Origin of the sequence: Pseudomonas phoenicis (genome assembly GCF_047302395.1) — a bacterium.
GTDB lineage: Bacteria > Pseudomonadota > Gammaproteobacteria > Pseudomonadales > Pseudomonadaceae > Aquipseudomonas.
Genome location: NZ_CP154852.1, coordinates 3,326,775 through 3,344,016, shown reverse-complemented (window position 1 = coordinate 3,344,016; position 17,242 = coordinate 3,326,775). Strand labels below are relative to the sequence as shown.

Here is a 17,242-nt window from a genome sequence, read left to right as displayed (position 1 = left end):
GATAAAGCAATTGGGGCCGCCTGGCGGCCCATCGCGGCTAAAGCCGCTCCTACAGATTACAATCACTCTGTAGGAGCGGCTTTAGCCGCGATGGGCTGCAAAGCAGCCCCGATCGACACCGCTTCGACTCAATTGGCTGGCATTGCGCTCAGCGTACTTCGTCGAATGACGAGTCGGTCAGTGATTCTTGGTTGCCTTGTCAGCAGCGTCCTTGACGTCGCCAACCTTTTTCTGCGCTTCGCCCTTCACTTCCTGGGCGGTGCCTTTGGCTTTGAGTTTGTCGTTGTCGGTGGCGTCGCCTACAGCTTGCTTGACTTTACCAACCGCTTCATTAGTAGCGCCTTTGATTTTGTCACCAGTACCGCTCATGGCAGATCTCCTGAGATAAAGACACGTTCACCGTGCCGACACAGTGTTGACCTAACGCTTTTTGCAAAGGTTTCAAGTTTTTTACGAACACCCAACCCTGTAAGCCGTTAGCCGCTGCGCACACCTTGCCGACCCGCCCCACGCCCCGCACAATGCCGGCTCTTTGAAGCGTCAACGCGCAGGAACCTGCATGAAACTCGATAAACCCGCCGCCATTGAGCGGCGCAACGCAGCACTGACCCGTCCGGTGCTGACCCGCGACAACACGCTGTTCGCAACGCTCGACGGCAAACGCAACCTCTGGTGGTTCGAAGTGCCGGCGGCGCTATTGCGCAAAGGCCAGCCGGATTGGGTCAACCTCCTGCTGCACACCCCTGAGAACGACGAATTGCAGCACTTGAAGGTGCCGATCAACTTCTTGCGCGCCCATCAAGAGCAGATGGAAATCCGCAAGCCCGGTAAACGCCGCTCGACCATCAGTCTGGCCCTGAGCGCAGACCGCGACTCGCGCCTGCGCGATACCCGCCCAGGCGGCGAACAGCTGGATTTCAGCACCTTCGTGCAGGCCTGATCAAACCTTCTCGATGCGATCGTCATGGATGACGATCAAGCCTTGCTTGAACAACGCGCCGATAGCTTTCTTGAAATTGCCTTTGCTGACGTTGAACAACTGGGTGATCACTTGCGGATCGCTCTTGTCGCATACCGGCAACGTACCACCGGCCGCCGTCAGGCGCGCCATGATCTGCTCTTGCAGACCGTCGGCCAACGAAGCGCCGACCGGTTGCAGACTCAGGGCGATCTTGCCGTCATGGCGCACTTCCTTGATGAAACCCTGCTCGTGCATGCCCGAGCGCAGGAACTTGAACACCTCGTTCTTGTGGATCAAGCCCCAATGGCGATTGTTGATGATGGCTTTGAAGCCCATCGGCGTTTCGCCGGCCACCAGCAACTGCACCGGCTGGCCGGCCTGGTAGGCGGCAGGCGTATTGTCGAGGTAGCGGTCCAGGCGCGCAGTGGCGGTGATGCGCCGGGTGCGCTTGTCGAGATAGGCGTGGACCACGCAGTAGTCGCCGATTTTCAAGGGCCGCGACTCTTCCGAATAAGGCATGAGCAGGTCCTTGGACAGGCCCCAGTCGAGGAACAGACCGGCACCGTTGATGTCCTTGACCTTTAGGCTGGCGAACTCGCCGACCTGCACCTTGGGCTTTTCCGTGGTGGCGATCAGCTGGTCTTCGCTGTCGAGATAGATGAAGACGTTGAGCCAGTCCTCGACTTCGGTCGGCGTGTCTTTGGGAATATAGCGCCGGGGCAGGAGGATCTCGCCATCGGCGCCACCGTCGAGGTAGAGGCCGAAGTCGGTGTGTTTAACGATTTGCAAGCTGTTGAAGCGCCCAAGCAGAGCCATTTTCCAAAGATCCTCGTGACAAGGCGACTATCCTACCACCGCAAGCCCGTTCGCCGCCTCAAGGGGCATCCGTCGGAACCGACGGCCGGTGCATTCGTCTACCTCAGGCCCGCATTCGCAAGGATTCGCTCATGCTCACCCCTCTGGCCAAGCCCCTGCGCAGCACCTTCCTCGCCCTGCTCTGTCTGCTGACCATCAATGGCTGCGCGCGTATCGACCTGGCCTACCGCAACCTCGACGTCCTGGTGCCGTGGTCGTTGAACGACTACCTGGACATGAACCGCGAGCAGAAGACCTGGCTCGATCAGCAGCTCAAGCAACAGCTGGCCTGGCACTGCCAGACGCAGTTGCCCGGTTACCTGGAATGGCTCGGCGGCGTGCGCCAACTGGTCGCCGATGGCCAAGTCACTGATCAAGCTCTGCGCGAGCGTGCCGAACAGGCTCGCGAAGCCATCGGCCGGGTCGCCGAGGCCATCACCCCGTCTGCCAGCGAGCTCTTGCGCGGCATGAGCGACGAGCAAGTCACGGCCATGGGTCAGGCCTTTGTCGACGACATCCGTGAACGGCGTGCCGAATACGTCGATACCCCATTGCCCAAGCAGATCGCCGAGCGCGCCAAACGCATGGAAAAGCGCCTCAAACCCTGGCTGGGCTCGCTGAACGCTGCGCAGCGTCAACGGGTGGCGAGCTGGTCGCAGGCGTTGGGTGACCAGAACCAGCAATGGATCGCCAACCGCGAGCTTTGGCAACAGCAGCTGCTGACTCTGGTGCGCGAACGCCATGCAGCGGATTTCGAACCACGCCTGGCGCAGTTGCTGCAGCACAAGGAAAGCCTGTGGACGCCGCAGTACCGCGCGGCGTTCGAACGTACCGAAGGGCAGGCGCGCAGCCTGATCGTCGACCTGTTGGCCGAAAGCTCGGCCGAGCAACGTCAAACGCTCGTACAACGGCTCGACAAGGTGCGCCAGGACTTCAGTGCGTTGAAGTGCATGAAGCCGTAGGGTTCGGAAAAAACCGCTTCTGCGTTCAGCCGGCCGCCAGCGCCGGCCTGGCCTTGCCGCGCTGCTGCGTGTCCAGCGCCATGCAGCACTCGAGGAACTGGAACATGCAGTCGTAGCTCTTGCACACCGCCTTGCGCAGTTCGTTGCACAGCGCCGGTGCGGGGTTCTCGCCGACCAGCGTACAGATGATCTCCAGCGCTTCCCAAGGGTGCGCATCGTCATACTGGGCATGCATCTTCAGCCACTTCATCGCACGCTTGCGCTGATCCTCGGGAAAGCTTTCGGCGTATTGCCCCCCTTCGCAGACCACCGCCGACCACTCCCCGGTGGCGCCTTCGATGGCGTAGTTGGTCGCGGCCATGGCGACGGCCAAGGACTCGGTGGTGCACACCCGCCAGCACCAGTCGTTGAGGGCATTGAGCTGTGAGGGCACCTCCTGCTCCTGCAACTCGTGCAAGTGGATGCCATGGGCCTGGCACCAGTTCACCCAATAATCGGCATGGTTGAGTTCCACGCGGATGTTGCGCATCAGCCAGCGCCGCGCCAGGTCTTCGCCCGGGTGGCGGCGGTAGCGGGTCTTGCCCAGGTTGTGCGCCATGTACAGCGAGAACTGCTCGACCACCGGCCAACCGCCGATGAGGAACTGGCGAATGGTGGCGTTACACAGCTTGCCCTCGCGCAAGGCGCGATAGAAGGCGTGCTGCACCACGCGGTCCTTGCTCTCGCGGCACGCCTCGATCAGCTGCTGTGCCCAGACCGGGTAGCTGGCCGCGTCCATCAGAGGGCCGACCCGAACGAATCCGTCGATCACTTTCAACTCCTTGTCGTTTTCCGTGTGTGTATGCAGGCGTACCGCTCAGCGCAGGCTGCCCAGAGGCTGTAAACCCGAAGGCCGCGCACTGCCGCGCTGGCGCTGCAGGGTTTCGCAGGTGAAGACCTGCGGACGCTCGATCAAGTAGCCTTGGGCGTAGTCCACGCCAATGTCGCGCAGGGCTTGCTCGATCATCGAGTTCTCGACGAACTCGGCGATGGTGCGTTTACCCATGACGTGGCCGATGTGGTTGATCACCTCCACCATAGCCCGATTGACCGGATCATCAAGCATGTCCTTGACGAAGCTGCCGTCGATCTTGAGGTAATCCACCGGCAGGTGCTTGAGGTAGGCGAACGACGACATGCCGGCGCAGAAATCGTCCAGGGAAAACTTGCAGCCCAGCCCCTTGAGGTCATTGATGAAACGGATCGCACTGCCCAGGTTGGCAATGGCGATGGTTTCGGTGATTTCGAAGCAGATCATGCTCGGCGCAATGTCGTATTCGCTGAACAAGCGTTGCAGGTAGTCGAGAAACTTGTCGTCGCCGATGCTGGCACCGGACAGGTTGATCGCACACATCGCCAGGGGCTCGCCATGTCCGCCAAGCCTGCACTGCTCGATCATCTTGAACACGTTGAGCACCACCCAACGGTCCAGGGCGGTGATCAGGCCGTAGCGCTCGGCAGCGGGAATGAAACTGTCCGGCAGGATCATGCGTCCGCTTTCGTCGTGCAGACGCAGGAGGATTTCCAGATGCGCAGGCCCATCGCTGCCGTGCAGAGGCGCGATCTCCTGGGCATACAGGCAGAAGCGGTTCTCTTCCAGGGCCACATGCAAACGCTGGATCCAGGCCATCTCGCCAAAACGCATGGACAACTCGCTGTCATCGGCATGGTAGACCTGCACGCGGTTGCGCCCTTTCTCCTTGGCCATGTAGCAGGCCATGTCGGCTGCGCGCAACGAAGCTTCCAGACTGCCCGGCAGGGCATTGATATGCACCAGACCGATGCTGATGGTGATCTGGAAGGGTCGGCCTTTCCAGACGAACTGCAAGCTCTGGACGGCTTGGCGCAGCTGCTCGGCGATGCGCTCTGCCTGCTCCGACGGGCACGACTCCAGCAGAATGCCGAACTCGTCGCCGCCCAGGCGCGCCAAGGTGTCGCCCTCGCGCAAACCACTGTGCAGCACCGCGCAGATGTGCCGCAGCAGTTCGTCGCCGGCGGCATGGCCGCTGGTGTCGTTGACCAGCTTGAATTGATCGAGGTCGAGGAACATCAGCGAATGGCGACTGGGCGAGCGCGCCTGCGCGTCGAGGATCTGTTCCAGGCGGTATTCGAACTCGCGACGGTTGGCCAGCCCGGTGAGCGCGTCGTGGGTGGCTTGCCAAGAGAGGTTGGCGATGTATTGCCGCTCTTGGGTCATGTCGTGCAGCACCAGCACGATACCGCTGACCTGCCCTTGGGTGACGATCGAAGAACCCACCAGATTCACCGACACCGTGCTGCCGTCCAGACGCTGCACCCAGCGTGCGTGCTCGGCACCGGCCTTCAGGCTGCCGCCGAGCACCTGCTCGACCAGGCTGCGGCTGTCGCTCAGAGCCGCTTCCTCGACCACGCTGAACAGCGCGGCCAACGGCAGCCCCTGGGCCTGCTCGGCCTGCCAGTGGGTCAGTTGCTCGGCCGCCGGGTTCATGTAGGTGATGGCGCCGTCGACGTCGGTGGTAATCACCGCATCGCCGATCGAGGCCAAGGTGATCTGCGCCCGCTCCTTCTCCAGGTGCAAGGCAGTGGCGAAAGCCTGGCGCTGAGCCAGCAGCTTGCTCGAACGACGCCAGGCCAACGTGATGAGGAACACCGCCGTGAGCAGATTGGTGATCAGCAGCACCCGCAGAAGCACTCTGGAGGCCTCGCCCAGGGCATCGCTGAATGCTTTCGCCACGGGGGTCACGCTTTCGTTCAAGGCCACGATGCGCGCGCGCCAGTGCGCTACCCGCTGTACGCTGATCGGCCCTGGCGCGGCGATTTCGGCATGGATTTCCTCGGCCAGCCCATCGAGCTGGCCCAGGTAGCGGTCGCCCGTATCCCAGTAGTCGACGGCGCGCTGCATGAAGCTGAAGTCGTTGAAGTAGTGATAGAACCAGATGATGCGATTGACATCGTCGGGGTGGTTGCCGCCACGCAGAATGCCGTCGCGCGCGGCCGTCCGGTCGGGTGGCGAACGGTCCAGCGCGGCGCGCATGTCGCGGTCCCCGCGGGGGATCACCGTTGCTTGGCGGTAGCGTTGCAAGCTGTAAGGGTCTTGGGTCTCGGCGTAGAGGCTCAGGTAATAGATGGCGTCTTTTTGCGCCTTGGACCACAGGCTCTCACCTGCCACGTAGGCGCGTACGGCGGACAGCGCGTACAAGCTGGCGATCCCCAGCAGCACCTGGAACACCACCACCGCGACGAACGGCCAGATGATGCCCACCAGCTTGGGTGCCCATTGCGTACGACTGACGTCCATATCGCTCCTACTACTGCGGCGAATGAGGCACGGATGACCTGACAGGGGTTCAGCGTAGGCCATTTGCCATCTATCTGGGAGATTCTGAACCCGCTATCCAGTACGTTACGCCCGCCGCCGCTTTCATCAGCTTTGCTGCAAATGACCATACAGCTTGGCGTAGAGCCCGCCGTCGGCGATCAACTGTTGATGGTCGCCGTCTTCGGCCACACGTCCGCCGTCGAACACCAAGACCCGATCGGCCTGTTTCACGGCCGACAAACGGTGGGCGATGATCAATGTGGTGCGCCCGCTGAGAAAACGCGCCATGGCTTGGTGCAGGTTGTATTCCGTGGCGGCGTCCAGCGCCGAGGTGGCCTCGTCGAGGATCACCACTTTGGGTTCGGCGAGGATCATGCGGGCGATGGCCAGGCGCTGGCGTTGTCCCCCCGACAGCCGCACGCCGGAACGCCCGACGATGCTGTCCAGGCCGGCCGGCAAGGCCGCGATGGTGGCGTCGAGCTGGGCGATGCGCAGGGCCTGCCAGCAGGCCTCATCGTCGCAGTCGCGGCCCATGGTCAGGTTGGCGCGGACGCTGTCGTTGAACAGTGAGGGGTGCTGCAGCACCACCGCCACCTGCTCGCGCAGACGTTCCAGGCCGATCTCCTGCAAGGTGGCGCCACCGAAGCGGATGCTGCCGGCCTGCGGGCTGTACAAACCGAGCAGCAGTTGCACCAGCGTGCTTTTGCCACCGCCGCTCGCGCCGACGATGGCCACTTTTTCGCCAGCGCCGATGTTCAGGTCGAGCCGGTCGAGCACCGGCTCTTCGCCATAGGCGAAGCTCAGGCCGCGCACTTCGATGGCCACCGTCGGATGCCCGGTGAACGGGTCGCTGGCCGGCGCATAGCGGGGCTCGTCGTCGCGCGCCAGCAGCTCGTTGATCCGGCTCAAGGCAGCGCCGGCAGCGTAGTAGGCGTATTGCAGGTTGAGCAGTTGCTCGACCGGGCCGATCATGAACCACAGGTAGCTGAACACTGCCAGCATCTGCCCGATCGACAGGTCCGAGAACAGCACGGTGAGCATCGCCATGGCGCGGAACAGGTCGATGCCGAACTGGAACAGCAAGCCGCTGGCCCGGTTGCTGGCGTCGCTCTTCCACTGCGAGGCCACGGCGAAGTCGCGCACTTCGCGCGCGCGCAGACCAAGCCGGCCGAGGAAGTAACCCTGGCGGTTGCTGGCGCGGATTTCCTGGATGGCGTCGAGGGTCTCGGCCAGCGCCTGGGTGAAGCGCCCGGTGCTGTCGTTCTCCAGCTTCTTCAGGTGCTTGACGCGCTTGCCGAGCTTGACCGTGAAGAAGATCACCAGCGGGTTGAACAGCAGGATCAGCAGGGCCAGTTGCCACTGCATCCACAGCAGGATCGCCGCCACTCCGGTCAGGGTGACCATCGCCACCAGGAAGCGGCTGAGGGTCTCGCCGACGAATTTGTCCAAGGTGTCGAGGTCGGTCACCAAGTGCGTGGTCACGGTGCCGCTGCCCAGGTTTTCGTATTCCTTGAGGGAAATGCGCTTGAGCCGTTCGATCAAACGGATGCGCAAGCGGTAGACGATGTCCTTGGCCAGCCCGGCGAACAGTTTGGCCTGCACCACGTTGCAGGCCAACGCAGCCAGGCGCAGGGACAGGGTCAGGGCGAGCATCAGGCCGATGTAGCCGGCTGCGACCTGCCAGGCGCTGGGCAGCAAGTGGTTCATCCAGCGCAGGGCAGCGTCGCCATGGCCCAACAGCACCTCATCGACCAACAAAGGCAGCAGCAACGGGATCGGTACGCTGCAACAGGCAGCCAGCACCGCGACCAGGTTGGCGCTCCACAGGCGCTTGGGGCGCAGCAGCGCCAAACGACGGATTTCCGCCCAGCTCAGGCGGTCGGGCGTTGTGGGCGTGCTGCCGGGCACGGGCTCGGACGAGCCTGGCAGGTCAAGCACCGGTGGCCTGATGCAGCCAGCGCGCCAACAACGGCGCCAGCGCATCGAGCGGCTGGTAGCCGTTGGTCAGCAGGGCCAGCCGGCCGTCGCGCTCGGCCAGAAGTGTGGGAAAGCCGGCGATGCCCAGGCCCTGGGCCCAGGCAATATCGGCGGCGGTAGCGGCGCGTGTGGCCGGATCGTTGAGACGTTCGGCGAAATGGCTGCGCTCCAGCCCCACCCGCTCGGCCAGATCGACCAGGTTGGGCGGCCGGGCGATGTCCAACCCGTGTTCGTAGAATGCCGACTGCAAGGCGGCCAGCAACGGCCAGACCCGCGCCTCATCCAACTGCCGCGCCGCGACCAGGGCGCGACAGGCAGGTTCGGTGTCGTAGACGAAACCGTCGGGCAACGCGCCGTCGAACCTGAAGCCCTGCCCCGTGGCCTCGGCCACCGCCTGCCAATGGTCGAGGATGTAGCGCCGCGTGGCGCCGTCCAAGGCACCGCTGGCGCTGCGCAAGCCGCCGACCACCAGGTCGGTCGGCACGCCCGCCTGCGCGGCCTGGGCGATCAGCGCCTGGGCCACCGGAGCGAAGCCCCAGCACCACGAGCACATCGGGTCCATCACATAGAGCAGGCGTGCCGTCATGCCTCAGGCCTCGGCTTTGTAGTTGAAACCGATGGGGTGCGGCAGATTGCGCGCCTTGGCCAGCTCGATCTGCTTCTGCCGGTCGATGGCGCTGCGTCGGGTTTTCTCGCTGAGGCTGTCATAGCAATGCGGGCAACTGACACCGGGCGAATAATGCTCGGACGCGCGATCGGCAGCGTCGATCGGGTGGCGGCAGGCGTGGCACTGGTCGTATTCGCCTTCGGACAGGTCATGGCGCACGGTCACACGGTTGTCGAAGACGAAGCAGTCGCCGTCCCACAGGCTCTGCTCCTGGGGCACTTCTTCGAAATACTTGAGGATGCCGCCCTTGAGGTGATAGACGGCCTCGAAGCCCTCGCCGAGCATGTAGCTGGAAGCCTTCTCGCAGCGGATGCCACCGGTGCAGAACATGGCCACCTTCTTGTGCTTGCTGGGGTCGAAGTTGGCCTTGACGTAGTCGGGGAACTCGCGGAACGACTCGGTCTTGGGGTCGACCGCGCCCTTGAAGGTGCCGATGGCCACCTCGTAGTCGTTGCGGGTGTCGATCAGCAGCACTTCGGGGTCGCTGATCAGCGCGTTCCAGTCCTTCGGTTCGACGTAGGTGCCGACCTGCTGATTGGGGTCGACGCCCGGCACGCCCAGGGTGACGATCTCTTTCTTGAGCTTGACCTTGGTGCGGTAGAACGGCTGTTCGTCGCAGTAGCTTTCCTTGTGGTCGACATCCACCAGGCGCGGGTCGTTGCGCAGCCAGGCGAGCAGCCCGTCGATGCCTTCGCGGGTACCGGACACGGTGCCGTTGAGACCTTCGAGGGCCAGCAGCAGGGTGCCTTTGACGCCGTGCCGATTCATGCAGGCGAGCAGCGGTTCGCGCAGCTCGACGTAGTCTTCCAGGGTGACGAACTTGTACAGCGCCGCTACCACGATGGCTTGGGACATGCTCTTGCTTCTCCAGGTGGTCACCCGCGTAAGGGGCGGACCGGATCGATCGATTGGACGTGAAAACGCCATCGCCGGGAAATCCCGGCGATGGCGTTGGTATGACGCTGCGAAGTTTAACAGACGTGGGAAACGGCGTCAGTGCCCGCCGCCCGCGCACACCGGCGAGGCCGGTGCGGCGCCGACCTTGGCCCACTCCTCGGCGGTGTAGGTATGGATCGCCAGGGCGTGGATCTGGCCCATCAGCTCACCCAGGGTGGCGTAGACCTTCTGGTGGCGCTTGACGCTGTTCAACCCGGCGAACTGCTCGCTGACGATCACCGCCTTGTAGTGCGTTTCCTGGCCACGGCTGTGCATGTGACTTTCGTCGAGCACCTCGAGGTGGTACGGGGCCAGCGCGGCCAGTTGTCGTTCGATGCGCTGCTGCATGTTCATCGCGGTCTACCTGCTTACTTCTTCGCGGGTGCTGCGGCTTTGCCGGCGTTGGGCACCAGTTCCTTGGTCATGTCGTCGAGCAGCTTGTTCACCTGCGGCACGGCAGGTTCCAGGCTCTGCTGGGTCAGCTGGGCCGACTGTTGCGTGACCTTGGGCATTTCACGCAGCACCTTGGTGCCCAGCGGCGACTTGTAGAACTTGACCAGGTCCTTGAGCTCGGCTTCGGTGAAGGTGGCGGTGTACAGGCTGACCATCTTCGGCTCGAGCTTCTTCCAGCTGATGGCGCTGTCGAGCGCGGCATTGGCTTTGGCCTGGTAGCTGTCGAGTACCGACTTCTTGGCGGCAGGTGCCTTGGTCTGCTCGAAACGCTGGGCGAACATCTGCTGGACCTGCATGTAGACCGGCGTGCTCAGTTTGTCTGCGTTGGCCAGTTTCAGGAACTCCTGGGCAGCTGCGGTGTGGCTTGGCGTGGCTGCAAGTACCTGGCCGCTGGCACAAGCCAGGGCTACAGCGGCGCAGAGGGCGCGGAGACGAGTCATCGCATTTCCTTCAATTGAACGGGGGTGTGTTGAGGCAGAGCATTCTGCGCCGCCTAGGGGCACTGCTCAAGTGGCACGAAGAGCGATGGAACGGCTCGTTCGATGAGGGGCCTAAACTGCGGTGTCGCACTATAAAGGAGTGAACGCAGCATGAGCCGTATCGAAACAGACAGCCTCGGCCAGGTCGAAGTTCCTGAGCAGGCCTACTGGGGCGCGCAGACCCAACGCTCGCTGGTCAACTTCGCCATCGGCCAGCAGCGCATGCCGCGCGAGGTGGTGCATGCCCTGGCATTGGTCAAGAAAGCCGCCGCGCGGGTCAACGACCGCAACGGCGATCTACCCGCCGACGTCGCCCGCCTGATTGAACAAGCCGCCGACGAGGTGCTGGCCGGCAAGCACGACGACCAGTTCCCGCTGGTGGTGTGGCAGACCGGCAGTGGCACGCAGAGCAACATGAACGTCAACGAAGTGATCGCCGGACGCGCCAACGAACTGGCCGGCAACGCGCGTGGCGGCAAGAGCCCGGTACACCCCAACGACCACGTCAACCGCTCGCAAAGCTCCAACGACTGTTTCCCCACCGCCATGCACATCGCCGCCGCGCAAGCGGTGTACGGCAGGCTGCTGCCGGCGGTGGCCGAGCTTTCGGCAGGCCTTGCCGAGCAGTCGGCGCGCCATCACGACCTGGTCAAGACCGGTCGCACGCACATGATGGACGCCACCCCCATCACCTTCGGTCAGGAACTTTCGGCCTTCGTCGCCCAGCTCGACTATGCGCAAACCGCCATCCGCGCCAGCATGCCGGCGGTGTGCGAACTGGCCCAGGGTGGCACCGCGGTCGGTACCGGGCTCAATGCTCCGCAGGGCTTCGCCGAAGCCATCGCCGCCGAACTGGCAGCCCTGTCGGGCTTGCCGTTCGTGACCGCGCCGAACAAGTTCGCGGCCCTGGCCGGGCACGAACCGCTGACCAGTCTGGCCGGCGGCCTGAAAACCCTGGCCGTGGCACTGATGAAGATCGCCAACGACCTGCGCCTGCTCGGTTCAGGCCCTCGGGCGGGGCTTGCCGAAGTACGCCTGCCGGCCAACGAGCCGGGCAGCTCCATCATGCCCGGCAAGGTCAACCCGACCCAGTGCGAAGCGCTGTCGATGCTGGCGTGCCAGGTGCTGGGCAACGACACCGCCATCGGCTTCGCCGCCAGCCAGGGCCACTTGCAGCTGAACGTGTTCAAACCGGTGATCATCCACAACCTGCTGCAATCGATCGAGCTGCTGGCCGATGGCGCGCGCAACTTCCAGCAGCATTGCGTGGCCGGGCTCGAGCCGGATGCCGGGCAGATGGCCCAGCATCTGGAGCGCGGTCTGATGCTGGTGACGGCGCTCAACCCGCACATCGGCTACGACAAGTCGGCGGAAATTGCCAAGAAGGCCTATGCCGAAGGCTTGACCTTGCGCGAATCGGCGTTGGCGCTGGGGTATTTGACTGATGCGCAGTTCGATGAGTGGGTCAAACCGCAGAACATGCTGGCACCTGGGGCCAAGGGTTGAACCCATGACGAGTCGCTGAACGCGAAACCGCTTGCCCGTGGGGCAGGCGGTCTTCGAAGCCGCGATTCAAGCGATCAAACACTGCCCATGCGCGCCTGGCGCGCACGCCAGCCCGCCACCAGCGACGGCCCCAAGGCCACCAGCGCCGACCCCGCCACCACCGTCACGGCGCCCAGGTAGCCGAGCGCGTTGAGGTCTTCGCCCTGCACGTAGTCGGGCCACAGCCGCGCGGCCAGCGCCACTGCCAGCAATGTCACCAACGGCGTCAAGGCCAAGGTCGCACTGACACGCGAGGCTTCCCAATGCGCCAGCGCCTCGGCGAAGGCGCCGTAGGCGACCAGGGTATTCAAGCAACAGGCCAGCAGCAGCCACTTTTGCAGCGGGTCGAGCTGCAGCGCTTCCAGCGGATGTACCCAAGGCGTGAGCAGCGCTGCGCACCCCAGGTAGATCACCATCATCACCTGCTGTGAATGCCATACCGTGAGCAGCTGTTTCTGGCTCAAGGCATAGAACACCCAGATGCTGGTGGCCAGCAGGATGGTCAACACCCCTGTGGTGTACACGCCCAAGGACGTCAGCAACTCCTCGAGACGTTGATTGAAGAACAGCCCGAATCCTGCCAGCAGAATCACCAGTCCCAGGCCCTGCCCCAGGCTGAAACGCTCCTTGAAGATGAACAGACTGGCGACGAGCAGCAGCACCGGGCCGATCTGCACCACCAATTGCGCCGTGCCTGGGCTGAGCAGCTTCAATCCGACCAGATACAGCACGTAATTGCCCAGCAAGCCGCCAATGGCCAGGGCCACCAACCCCAGGCGCTTGCGCCCCAACCCTCGAAACCGCGGCAACCGCCGCTGAGCGGCGAGCCATACCAGCAGCAACCCACCCGAGACCGTCAGCCGGTACCAGGTGACGGTGATCGGGTCCATCACTTGCAAGACCTGTTTGAGCTTGATCGGCAGGATGCCCCATAGCACCACCGTCAGCAGTGCCAGTAATAGCCCATGGACCCAGCGTCCGGACGTGGTGTGCATGATGACCTCTAAGCGTGGACGTGAATCCGAAGGCGGGAAGTCTAAGGGTTGGCGAGGGAGCGTGCCGTAGGTCGTATCGGAAAATAATTCCCCATGTGCTGACTATTCGGCATGTGTAATGTGCCCGAGCGCGCAATGCGTACGGCACAGACCCGCCTCGAAGCGCTTCACCCAGGTACCCACCAAGCGTCGGCGACAAGCCCGGCCCGTCGCCGAATCAATGCCTACGGCGCTCTGGCAGTTCGGCCATACCCTTCAGCGCGATACGCATGCCGCGTCTGGTTCATTTGCCATGCTTGGCGAACGCCGCCTCCAACGCCTCGTTGATCGTGCGCAGCACCTTGACCCGCGCCCAGCGCTTGTCATTGGCCTCGACCAGTGTCCAGGGCGCGATCTCGGTACTGGTACGGTCCACCATATCGCCTACGGCTTCGCGATAGACGTCCCACTTGTCGCGGTTGCGCCAGTCGTCTTCGGTGATCTTGTAGCGCTTGAAAGGAATGTCTTCGCGCGCTTCGAATCGCTCCAGCTGCGTCTGCTGATCGATCGCCAGCCAGAACTTCACCATCACCACGCCAGCATGGCTGAGCTCTTCTTCGAAGTCGTTGATCTCGCCGTAGGCCCGCATCCAGTCGGCCGGCGTGCAGAAGCCTTCGACCCGCTCCACCAGCACGCGGCCATACCAGGAACGATCGAACACGGTGAACTTGCCGCGTGCCGGAATGTGCCGCCAGAAGCGCCACAGGTAGGGCTGGGCGCGCTCTTCTTCGGTCGGCGCGGCGATCGGCACGATGCGGTACTGGCGCGGGTCGAGGGCCGCCGCGACGCGGCGGATCGCCCCGCCCTTGCCGGCTGCGTCGTTGCCTTCGAACACCGCCACCAGGGCATGTCGGCGCATGTGCTTGTGGCGCAGCAGGCCCGCCAGGCGTGCTTGTTCGGTCACCAGCTGCTGCTGGTATTCGTCCTTGTCCAGACGCCGGCTCAGGTCCAGGGCATCGAGCAGCGTCTTCTGGTCGAGGCTGCGGCCCAATGGCGCGACATTGGCCTGGCGTTTGTCCTTGGGCGCCCGTGCCAGAGCCGCTTGCAGGCTTTCCAGCAGGATGCGGCCCACGGCCAGACTGCGGTAGTTGGGGTCGACCCCTTCGATCACGTGCCAGGGGGCATAGTCGCGGCTGGTGCGGCGCAGCACGCGTTCGCCGAAGTGCACGAAGCGGTCGTAGGTCTTGGACTGCTGCCAGTCCAACGGGCTGATGCGCCAGCTGTGCAAAGGGTCGTCGCGCAGGGTCTTGAGGCGCTGCTTCATCTGCTTCTTGGACAGGTGGAACCAGAACTTGAGCACCAGCGCGCCCTCGTCGCACAGCATCTGCTCCAGGCGTTCGGCGCCGCTGATGGCCTGGTCCAGCACGGCATTCTTGAACCGGCCATGGACACGGCCCTGGAGCATCTGGCTGTACCAGTTGCCGAAGAACACGCCCATACGGCCTTTGGGCGGTAAAGCACGCCAGTAGCGCCAGGCCGGCGGGTGGGCCAGCTCTTCGTCGGTCTGCTGGTCGAATGTGCGCACTTCGATCAGGCGTGGGTCCATCCACTCGTTGAGCAATTTGACCGTTTCGCCCTTACCGGCACCTTCGATGCCGTTGATCAGCAGGATGACCGCGAAATCCTGCCGCTGCTTGAGTTCGTACTGCGCTTCGAGCAGCGCCTGACGCAAGGCCGGTACTTCGGCGTCGAAGGTTTCATCGTCTATGCAGTGGCCGATTTCCGCGGATTCGAACATGGTGACTCCTTCAGTGGATGGTCAAGACTAGCCCAAGGTGCCTGAGCGACGCGTGCGGTGCGGCGGATGAAGCCGCCAAGCGACCTCGATGGACGAACCGGCCTGGTCGTTCAAACCGACCGGCGGATGGCTTACCATTCGCGCTCTGCCAGCCGTCGAGTCGACCATGCCCCACGCCCCCACCGCCCACGCCCAGATCGACTGGGACGACCAGGGCCGCCCGTATTCGCGCCATTACGACGACGTGTACTTTTCCCGTAATGAAGGGACTCTCGAAACCCGCTATGTGTTCATCGAAGGCAATCGCCTGGAGCAACGCTTCGCCGCGCTGGCCGCAGACGCGTGCCTGGTGATCGGCGAAACCGGTTTCGGCACAGGCATGAACTTCTTCTGTGCCTGGCAGGCGTTCGACGCCCATGCCCAGCCTGGCGCGCGGCTGCATTTCGTCAGCGTCGAAAAATACCCCCTGAACCACGCCGACCTGGCCCGCGCCGCACAGCTGTGGCCGGAGCTCGCCGCCTACTGGCAGCCGCTGTTGGCGCAATACGTGGCGGTGCACGAGGGGTTTCAGCAGTTCAGCCTGGACGGCGGGCGCGTCACCCTGACCCTGTTGATCGGCGATGCGCTCGAACAGCTGCCGCACCTCGATGCGCAGGTCGATGCCTGGTTCCTCGACGGTTTCGCGCCCGCGAAAAACCCCGACATGTGGACCCCGGCGTTGTTCGCGCAACTGGCCAGGTTGTCAGGACCGGGCACTACCCTGGGTACCTTCACCACCACGGGGTGGGTGCGGCGGGGCTTGGTCGAGGCAGGGTTCGCCATGAAGAAGGTGCCGGGGCTGGGCAAGAAGTGGGAGGTCATGCACGGCCATTTCACCGGCGAGGCGCGCCGCGACGGCGCGCCTTGGTACGCCCGCCCGCCTGCGCCCGCGCAAAGCGTGCGCCAGGCCCTGGTGATCGGGGCTGGCCTTGCCGGCAGCGCCACCGCCAGCAGCCTGGCCCGGCGCGGCTGGCAGGTCACGGTGCTGGAACGGCACGCCGAGGCGGCGCAAGAGGCCTCGGGCAATCCGCAAGGGGTGCTGTACCTCAAGCTTTCGGCCCACGGCACGGCGCTGTCGCAGATGATTTTGGCAGGCTTCGGCTACACCCGGCGCTGGCTGCAACAGTTGCAACGGGGCCATGACTGGGACGCCTGCGGGGTGCTGCAACTGGCCTTCGACGAAGGCGAAGCCAAGCGCCAGGACAAATTGGCCGCAGCCTTCGACGCCAGCCTGTTGTACCCGCTCAGCCGTGAACAGGCCGAACAGGCGGCGGGCGTGGCCCTGGCCAACGGCGGGCTGTTCTACCCCGAAGGCGGTTGGGTGCATCCCCCTGCCCTGTGCCAGGCCCAGTTGCAGCAACCGGGCATTCGCCTGCAGACCCACAGCGAAGTGCTGAGCCTGCAACGGGCAGACGGCCTGTGGCAGGCCTGGGCCGGCGAGCGGTTGCTGGCCAGTGCGCCAGTGCTGGTGCTGGCCAACGCCGCTGAGGTGCAGCGCCTGCAAGCCAGCGCGTCGTTACCGCTCAAACGCATCCGCGGTCAGATCACCCGCCTGCCGGCGACGCCCGACAGCCGTGCCCTGCGCACGGTGGTCTGCGCCGACGGCTATGTAGCGCCGCCGCGCGGCGGCGAGCATACGCTGGGGGCCAGTTTCGACTTCAACAGCGACGACCTGGCGCCGACCACCGCCGAGCACCAGAGCAACCTCGGCCTGCTGCACGACATCTCCGCCGACCTCGTCCAGCGCCTGCACGCCGAGGCATTGCAACCCGAGACCTTGCAAGGCCGCGCCGCCTTTCGCTGCACCAGCCCGGACTACCTGCCCATCGTCGGCCCGCTGGCCGAGCGCGAAGCGTTCGAGCAGGTCTACGCCGTCCTGCGCAAGGACGCCCGCCAAGTGCCGGACATCCCCTGCCCTTGGCTCGAAGGCCTGTACATCAACAGCGGCCACGGCTCGCGCGGTTTGATCACCGCGCCACTGAGCGGCGAACTGATCGCCGCGTGGGTGTGCGGCGAGCCGCTGCCGGTGCCGCGCTCGGTGGCAGAGGCCTGTCATCCGAACCGGTTCGTCTTGCGAGGCGTTATTCGCGGGGGTCGTTAGACGCTGGGTTGCCGCGCAATCGAATGACTCGAAATTGCGTCATTCCACCACGGCTTGCCCAGGGCTGGCTCTTACCGAAAATCGCATACTTTCCAGTAATGCCGTCAATCGACGGCAGATCATGTGGCCGCAACCAAGTCTTTCGGACCGCCACTCTG

Annotated in this window: 15 protein-coding genes; 4 read left to right on the top strand and 11 right to left on the bottom strand. The window is 64.1% G+C overall.

Annotated elements, in window-relative coordinates; genetic code table 11:
- Positions 1 to 177 precede the first annotated feature (177 nt).
- Positions 178 to 369 carry a CsbD family protein gene (locus AA0Z93_RS15010; protein WP_413048120.1) on the bottom strand — a complete coding sequence of 64 codons (192 nt, stop codon included), beginning with the start codon at positions 367 to 369 and terminating at the stop codon, positions 178 to 180.
- A gap of 190 nt (positions 370 to 559) precedes the next feature.
- Here AA0Z93_RS15010 and AA0Z93_RS15005 point away from each other — a divergent pair, with 190 nt between their 5' ends.
- Positions 560 to 940 (top strand): hypothetical protein, encoded by a 381-nt coding sequence (locus AA0Z93_RS15005; protein ID WP_413048121.1) that lies wholly within the window; start codon positions 560 to 562, stop codon positions 938 to 940.
- Here the strand turns inward: AA0Z93_RS15005 and AA0Z93_RS15000 are convergent, their stop codons facing one another.
- Positions 941 to 1,777, bottom strand: coding sequence for a S1 RNA-binding domain-containing protein (locus AA0Z93_RS15000; protein WP_314490705.1), 837 nt, complete (start codon positions 1,775 to 1,777; stop codon positions 941 to 943).
- A 131-nt stretch (positions 1,778 to 1,908) separates the two neighbouring features.
- Between AA0Z93_RS15000 and AA0Z93_RS14995 the strand changes: the two genes are divergently transcribed.
- Positions 1,909 to 2,778, top strand: a complete 870-nt coding sequence (locus AA0Z93_RS14995) for a DUF6279 family lipoprotein (protein WP_413048122.1) — start codon at positions 1,909 to 1,911, stop codon at positions 2,776 to 2,778.
- A 25-nt stretch (positions 2,779 to 2,803) separates the two neighbouring features.
- On the opposite strand, the gene AA0Z93_RS14990 is transcribed toward AA0Z93_RS14995, so the two are convergent.
- The 7 genes from AA0Z93_RS14990 to AA0Z93_RS14960 form a co-directional block, all read right to left on the bottom strand.
- The gene (locus AA0Z93_RS14990; RefSeq protein ID WP_413048123.1) at positions 2,804 to 3,589 is read right to left on the bottom strand and encodes a TenA family transcriptional regulator; all 786 of its coding nucleotides are present in this window, start codon (positions 3,587 to 3,589) and stop codon (positions 2,804 to 2,806) included.
- A 45-nt stretch (positions 3,590 to 3,634) separates the two neighbouring features.
- Entirely contained in the window at positions 3,635 to 6,094 is a 2,460-nt protein-coding gene (locus AA0Z93_RS14985) for an EAL domain-containing protein (protein ID WP_413048124.1), read from the bottom strand.
- A 126-nt stretch (positions 6,095 to 6,220) separates the two neighbouring features.
- Complete coding sequence (locus AA0Z93_RS14980; protein WP_413048125.1) at positions 6,221 to 8,053, bottom strand: ABC transporter ATP-binding protein; 1,833 nt, start codon at positions 8,051 to 8,053, stop codon at positions 6,221 to 6,223.
- Positions 8,046 to 8,678 carry a DsbA family protein gene (locus tag AA0Z93_RS14975; RefSeq protein WP_413048126.1) on the bottom strand — a complete coding sequence of 211 codons (633 nt, stop codon included), beginning with the start codon at positions 8,676 to 8,678 and terminating at the stop codon, positions 8,046 to 8,048. The genes AA0Z93_RS14980 and AA0Z93_RS14975 overlap by 8 nt, the downstream gene beginning before the upstream one ends.
- Positions 8,679 to 8,681: 3 nt before the next feature.
- Positions 8,682 to 9,614, bottom strand: a complete 933-nt coding sequence (locus AA0Z93_RS14970) for a rhodanese-related sulfurtransferase (protein WP_413048127.1) — start codon at positions 9,612 to 9,614, stop codon at positions 8,682 to 8,684.
- Between the two features lie 138 nt (positions 9,615 to 9,752).
- The gene (locus AA0Z93_RS14965) at positions 9,753 to 10,049 is read right to left on the bottom strand and encodes a BolA family protein (protein WP_413048128.1); all 297 of its coding nucleotides are present in this window, start codon (positions 10,047 to 10,049) and stop codon (positions 9,753 to 9,755) included.
- Between the two features lie 14 nt (positions 10,050 to 10,063).
- Positions 10,064 to 10,588, bottom strand: a complete 525-nt coding sequence (locus AA0Z93_RS14960) for a DUF2059 domain-containing protein (protein WP_296268844.1) — start codon at positions 10,586 to 10,588, stop codon at positions 10,064 to 10,066.
- Positions 10,589 to 10,738: 150 nt separating this feature from the next.
- On the opposite strand from AA0Z93_RS14960, the gene AA0Z93_RS14955 reads away from it, so the two are divergent.
- Positions 10,739 to 12,133, top strand: coding sequence for a class II fumarate hydratase (locus tag AA0Z93_RS14955; protein ID WP_413048129.1), 1,395 nt, complete (start codon positions 10,739 to 10,741; stop codon positions 12,131 to 12,133).
- A gap of 74 nt (positions 12,134 to 12,207) precedes the next feature.
- On the opposite strand, the gene AA0Z93_RS14950 is transcribed toward AA0Z93_RS14955, so the two are convergent.
- Both AA0Z93_RS14950 and pap read right to left on the bottom strand, forming a co-directional pair.
- Positions 12,208 to 13,167 carry a DMT family transporter gene (locus tag AA0Z93_RS14950; RefSeq protein ID WP_413048130.1) on the bottom strand — a complete coding sequence of 320 codons (960 nt, stop codon included), beginning with the start codon at positions 13,165 to 13,167 and terminating at the stop codon, positions 12,208 to 12,210.
- A gap of 283 nt (positions 13,168 to 13,450) precedes the next feature.
- The gene (gene pap, locus AA0Z93_RS14945) at positions 13,451 to 14,944 is read right to left on the bottom strand and encodes a polyphosphate:AMP phosphotransferase (protein WP_413048131.1); all 1,494 of its coding nucleotides are present in this window, start codon (positions 14,942 to 14,944) and stop codon (positions 13,451 to 13,453) included.
- Between the two features lie 166 nt (positions 14,945 to 15,110).
- Between pap and mnmC the strand changes: the two genes are divergently transcribed.
- Entirely contained in the window at positions 15,111 to 17,084 is a 1,974-nt protein-coding gene (mnmC, locus tag AA0Z93_RS14940) for a bifunctional tRNA (5-methylaminomethyl-2-thiouridine)(34)-methyltransferase MnmD/FAD-dependent 5-carboxymethylaminomethyl-2-thiouridine(34) oxidoreductase MnmC (protein ID WP_413048132.1), read from the top strand.
- Positions 17,085 to 17,242: the final 158 nt, after the last annotated feature.

What these genes read in the sequence shown, in the direction of transcription:
- AA0Z93_RS14955 (WP_413048129.1), top strand. Translation starts at nt 10,739, where the DNA reads ATGAGCCGTATCGAAACAGACAGCCTCGGCCAGGTCGAAGTTCCTGAG.
- AA0Z93_RS14965 (WP_413048128.1), bottom strand. Translation starts at nt 10,049, where the DNA reads ATGAACATGCAGCAGCGCATCGAACGACAACTGGCCGCGCTGGCCCCG.
- AA0Z93_RS14975 (WP_413048126.1), bottom strand. Translation starts at nt 8,678, where the DNA reads ATGACGGCACGCCTGCTCTATGTGATGGACCCGATGTGCTCGTGGTGC.
- AA0Z93_RS15000 (WP_314490705.1), bottom strand. Translation starts at nt 1,777, where the DNA reads ATGGCTCTGCTTGGGCGCTTCAACAGCTTGCAAATCGTTAAACACACC.
- AA0Z93_RS15010 (WP_413048120.1), bottom strand. Translation starts at nt 369, where the DNA reads ATGAGCGGTACTGGTGACAAAATCAAAGGCGCTACTAATGAAGCGGTT.
- pap (WP_413048131.1), bottom strand. Translation starts at nt 14,944, where the DNA reads ATGTTCGAATCCGCGGAAATCGGCCACTGCATAGACGATGAAACCTTC.
- AA0Z93_RS14970 (WP_413048127.1), bottom strand. Translation starts at nt 9,614, where the DNA reads ATGTCCCAAGCCATCGTGGTAGCGGCGCTGTACAAGTTCGTCACCCTG.
- AA0Z93_RS14985 (WP_413048124.1), bottom strand. Translation starts at nt 6,094, where the DNA reads ATGGACGTCAGTCGTACGCAATGGGCACCCAAGCTGGTGGGCATCATC.
- AA0Z93_RS14950 (WP_413048130.1), bottom strand. Translation starts at nt 13,167, where the DNA reads ATGCACACCACGTCCGGACGCTGGGTCCATGGGCTATTACTGGCACTG.
- AA0Z93_RS15005 (WP_413048121.1), top strand. Translation starts at nt 560, where the DNA reads ATGAAACTCGATAAACCCGCCGCCATTGAGCGGCGCAACGCAGCACTG.
- AA0Z93_RS14960 (WP_296268844.1), bottom strand. Translation starts at nt 10,588, where the DNA reads ATGACTCGTCTCCGCGCCCTCTGCGCCGCTGTAGCCCTGGCTTGTGCC.
- AA0Z93_RS14995 (WP_413048122.1), top strand. Translation starts at nt 1,909, where the DNA reads ATGCTCACCCCTCTGGCCAAGCCCCTGCGCAGCACCTTCCTCGCCCTG.
- mnmC (WP_413048132.1), top strand. Translation starts at nt 15,111, where the DNA reads ATGCCCCACGCCCCCACCGCCCACGCCCAGATCGACTGGGACGACCAG.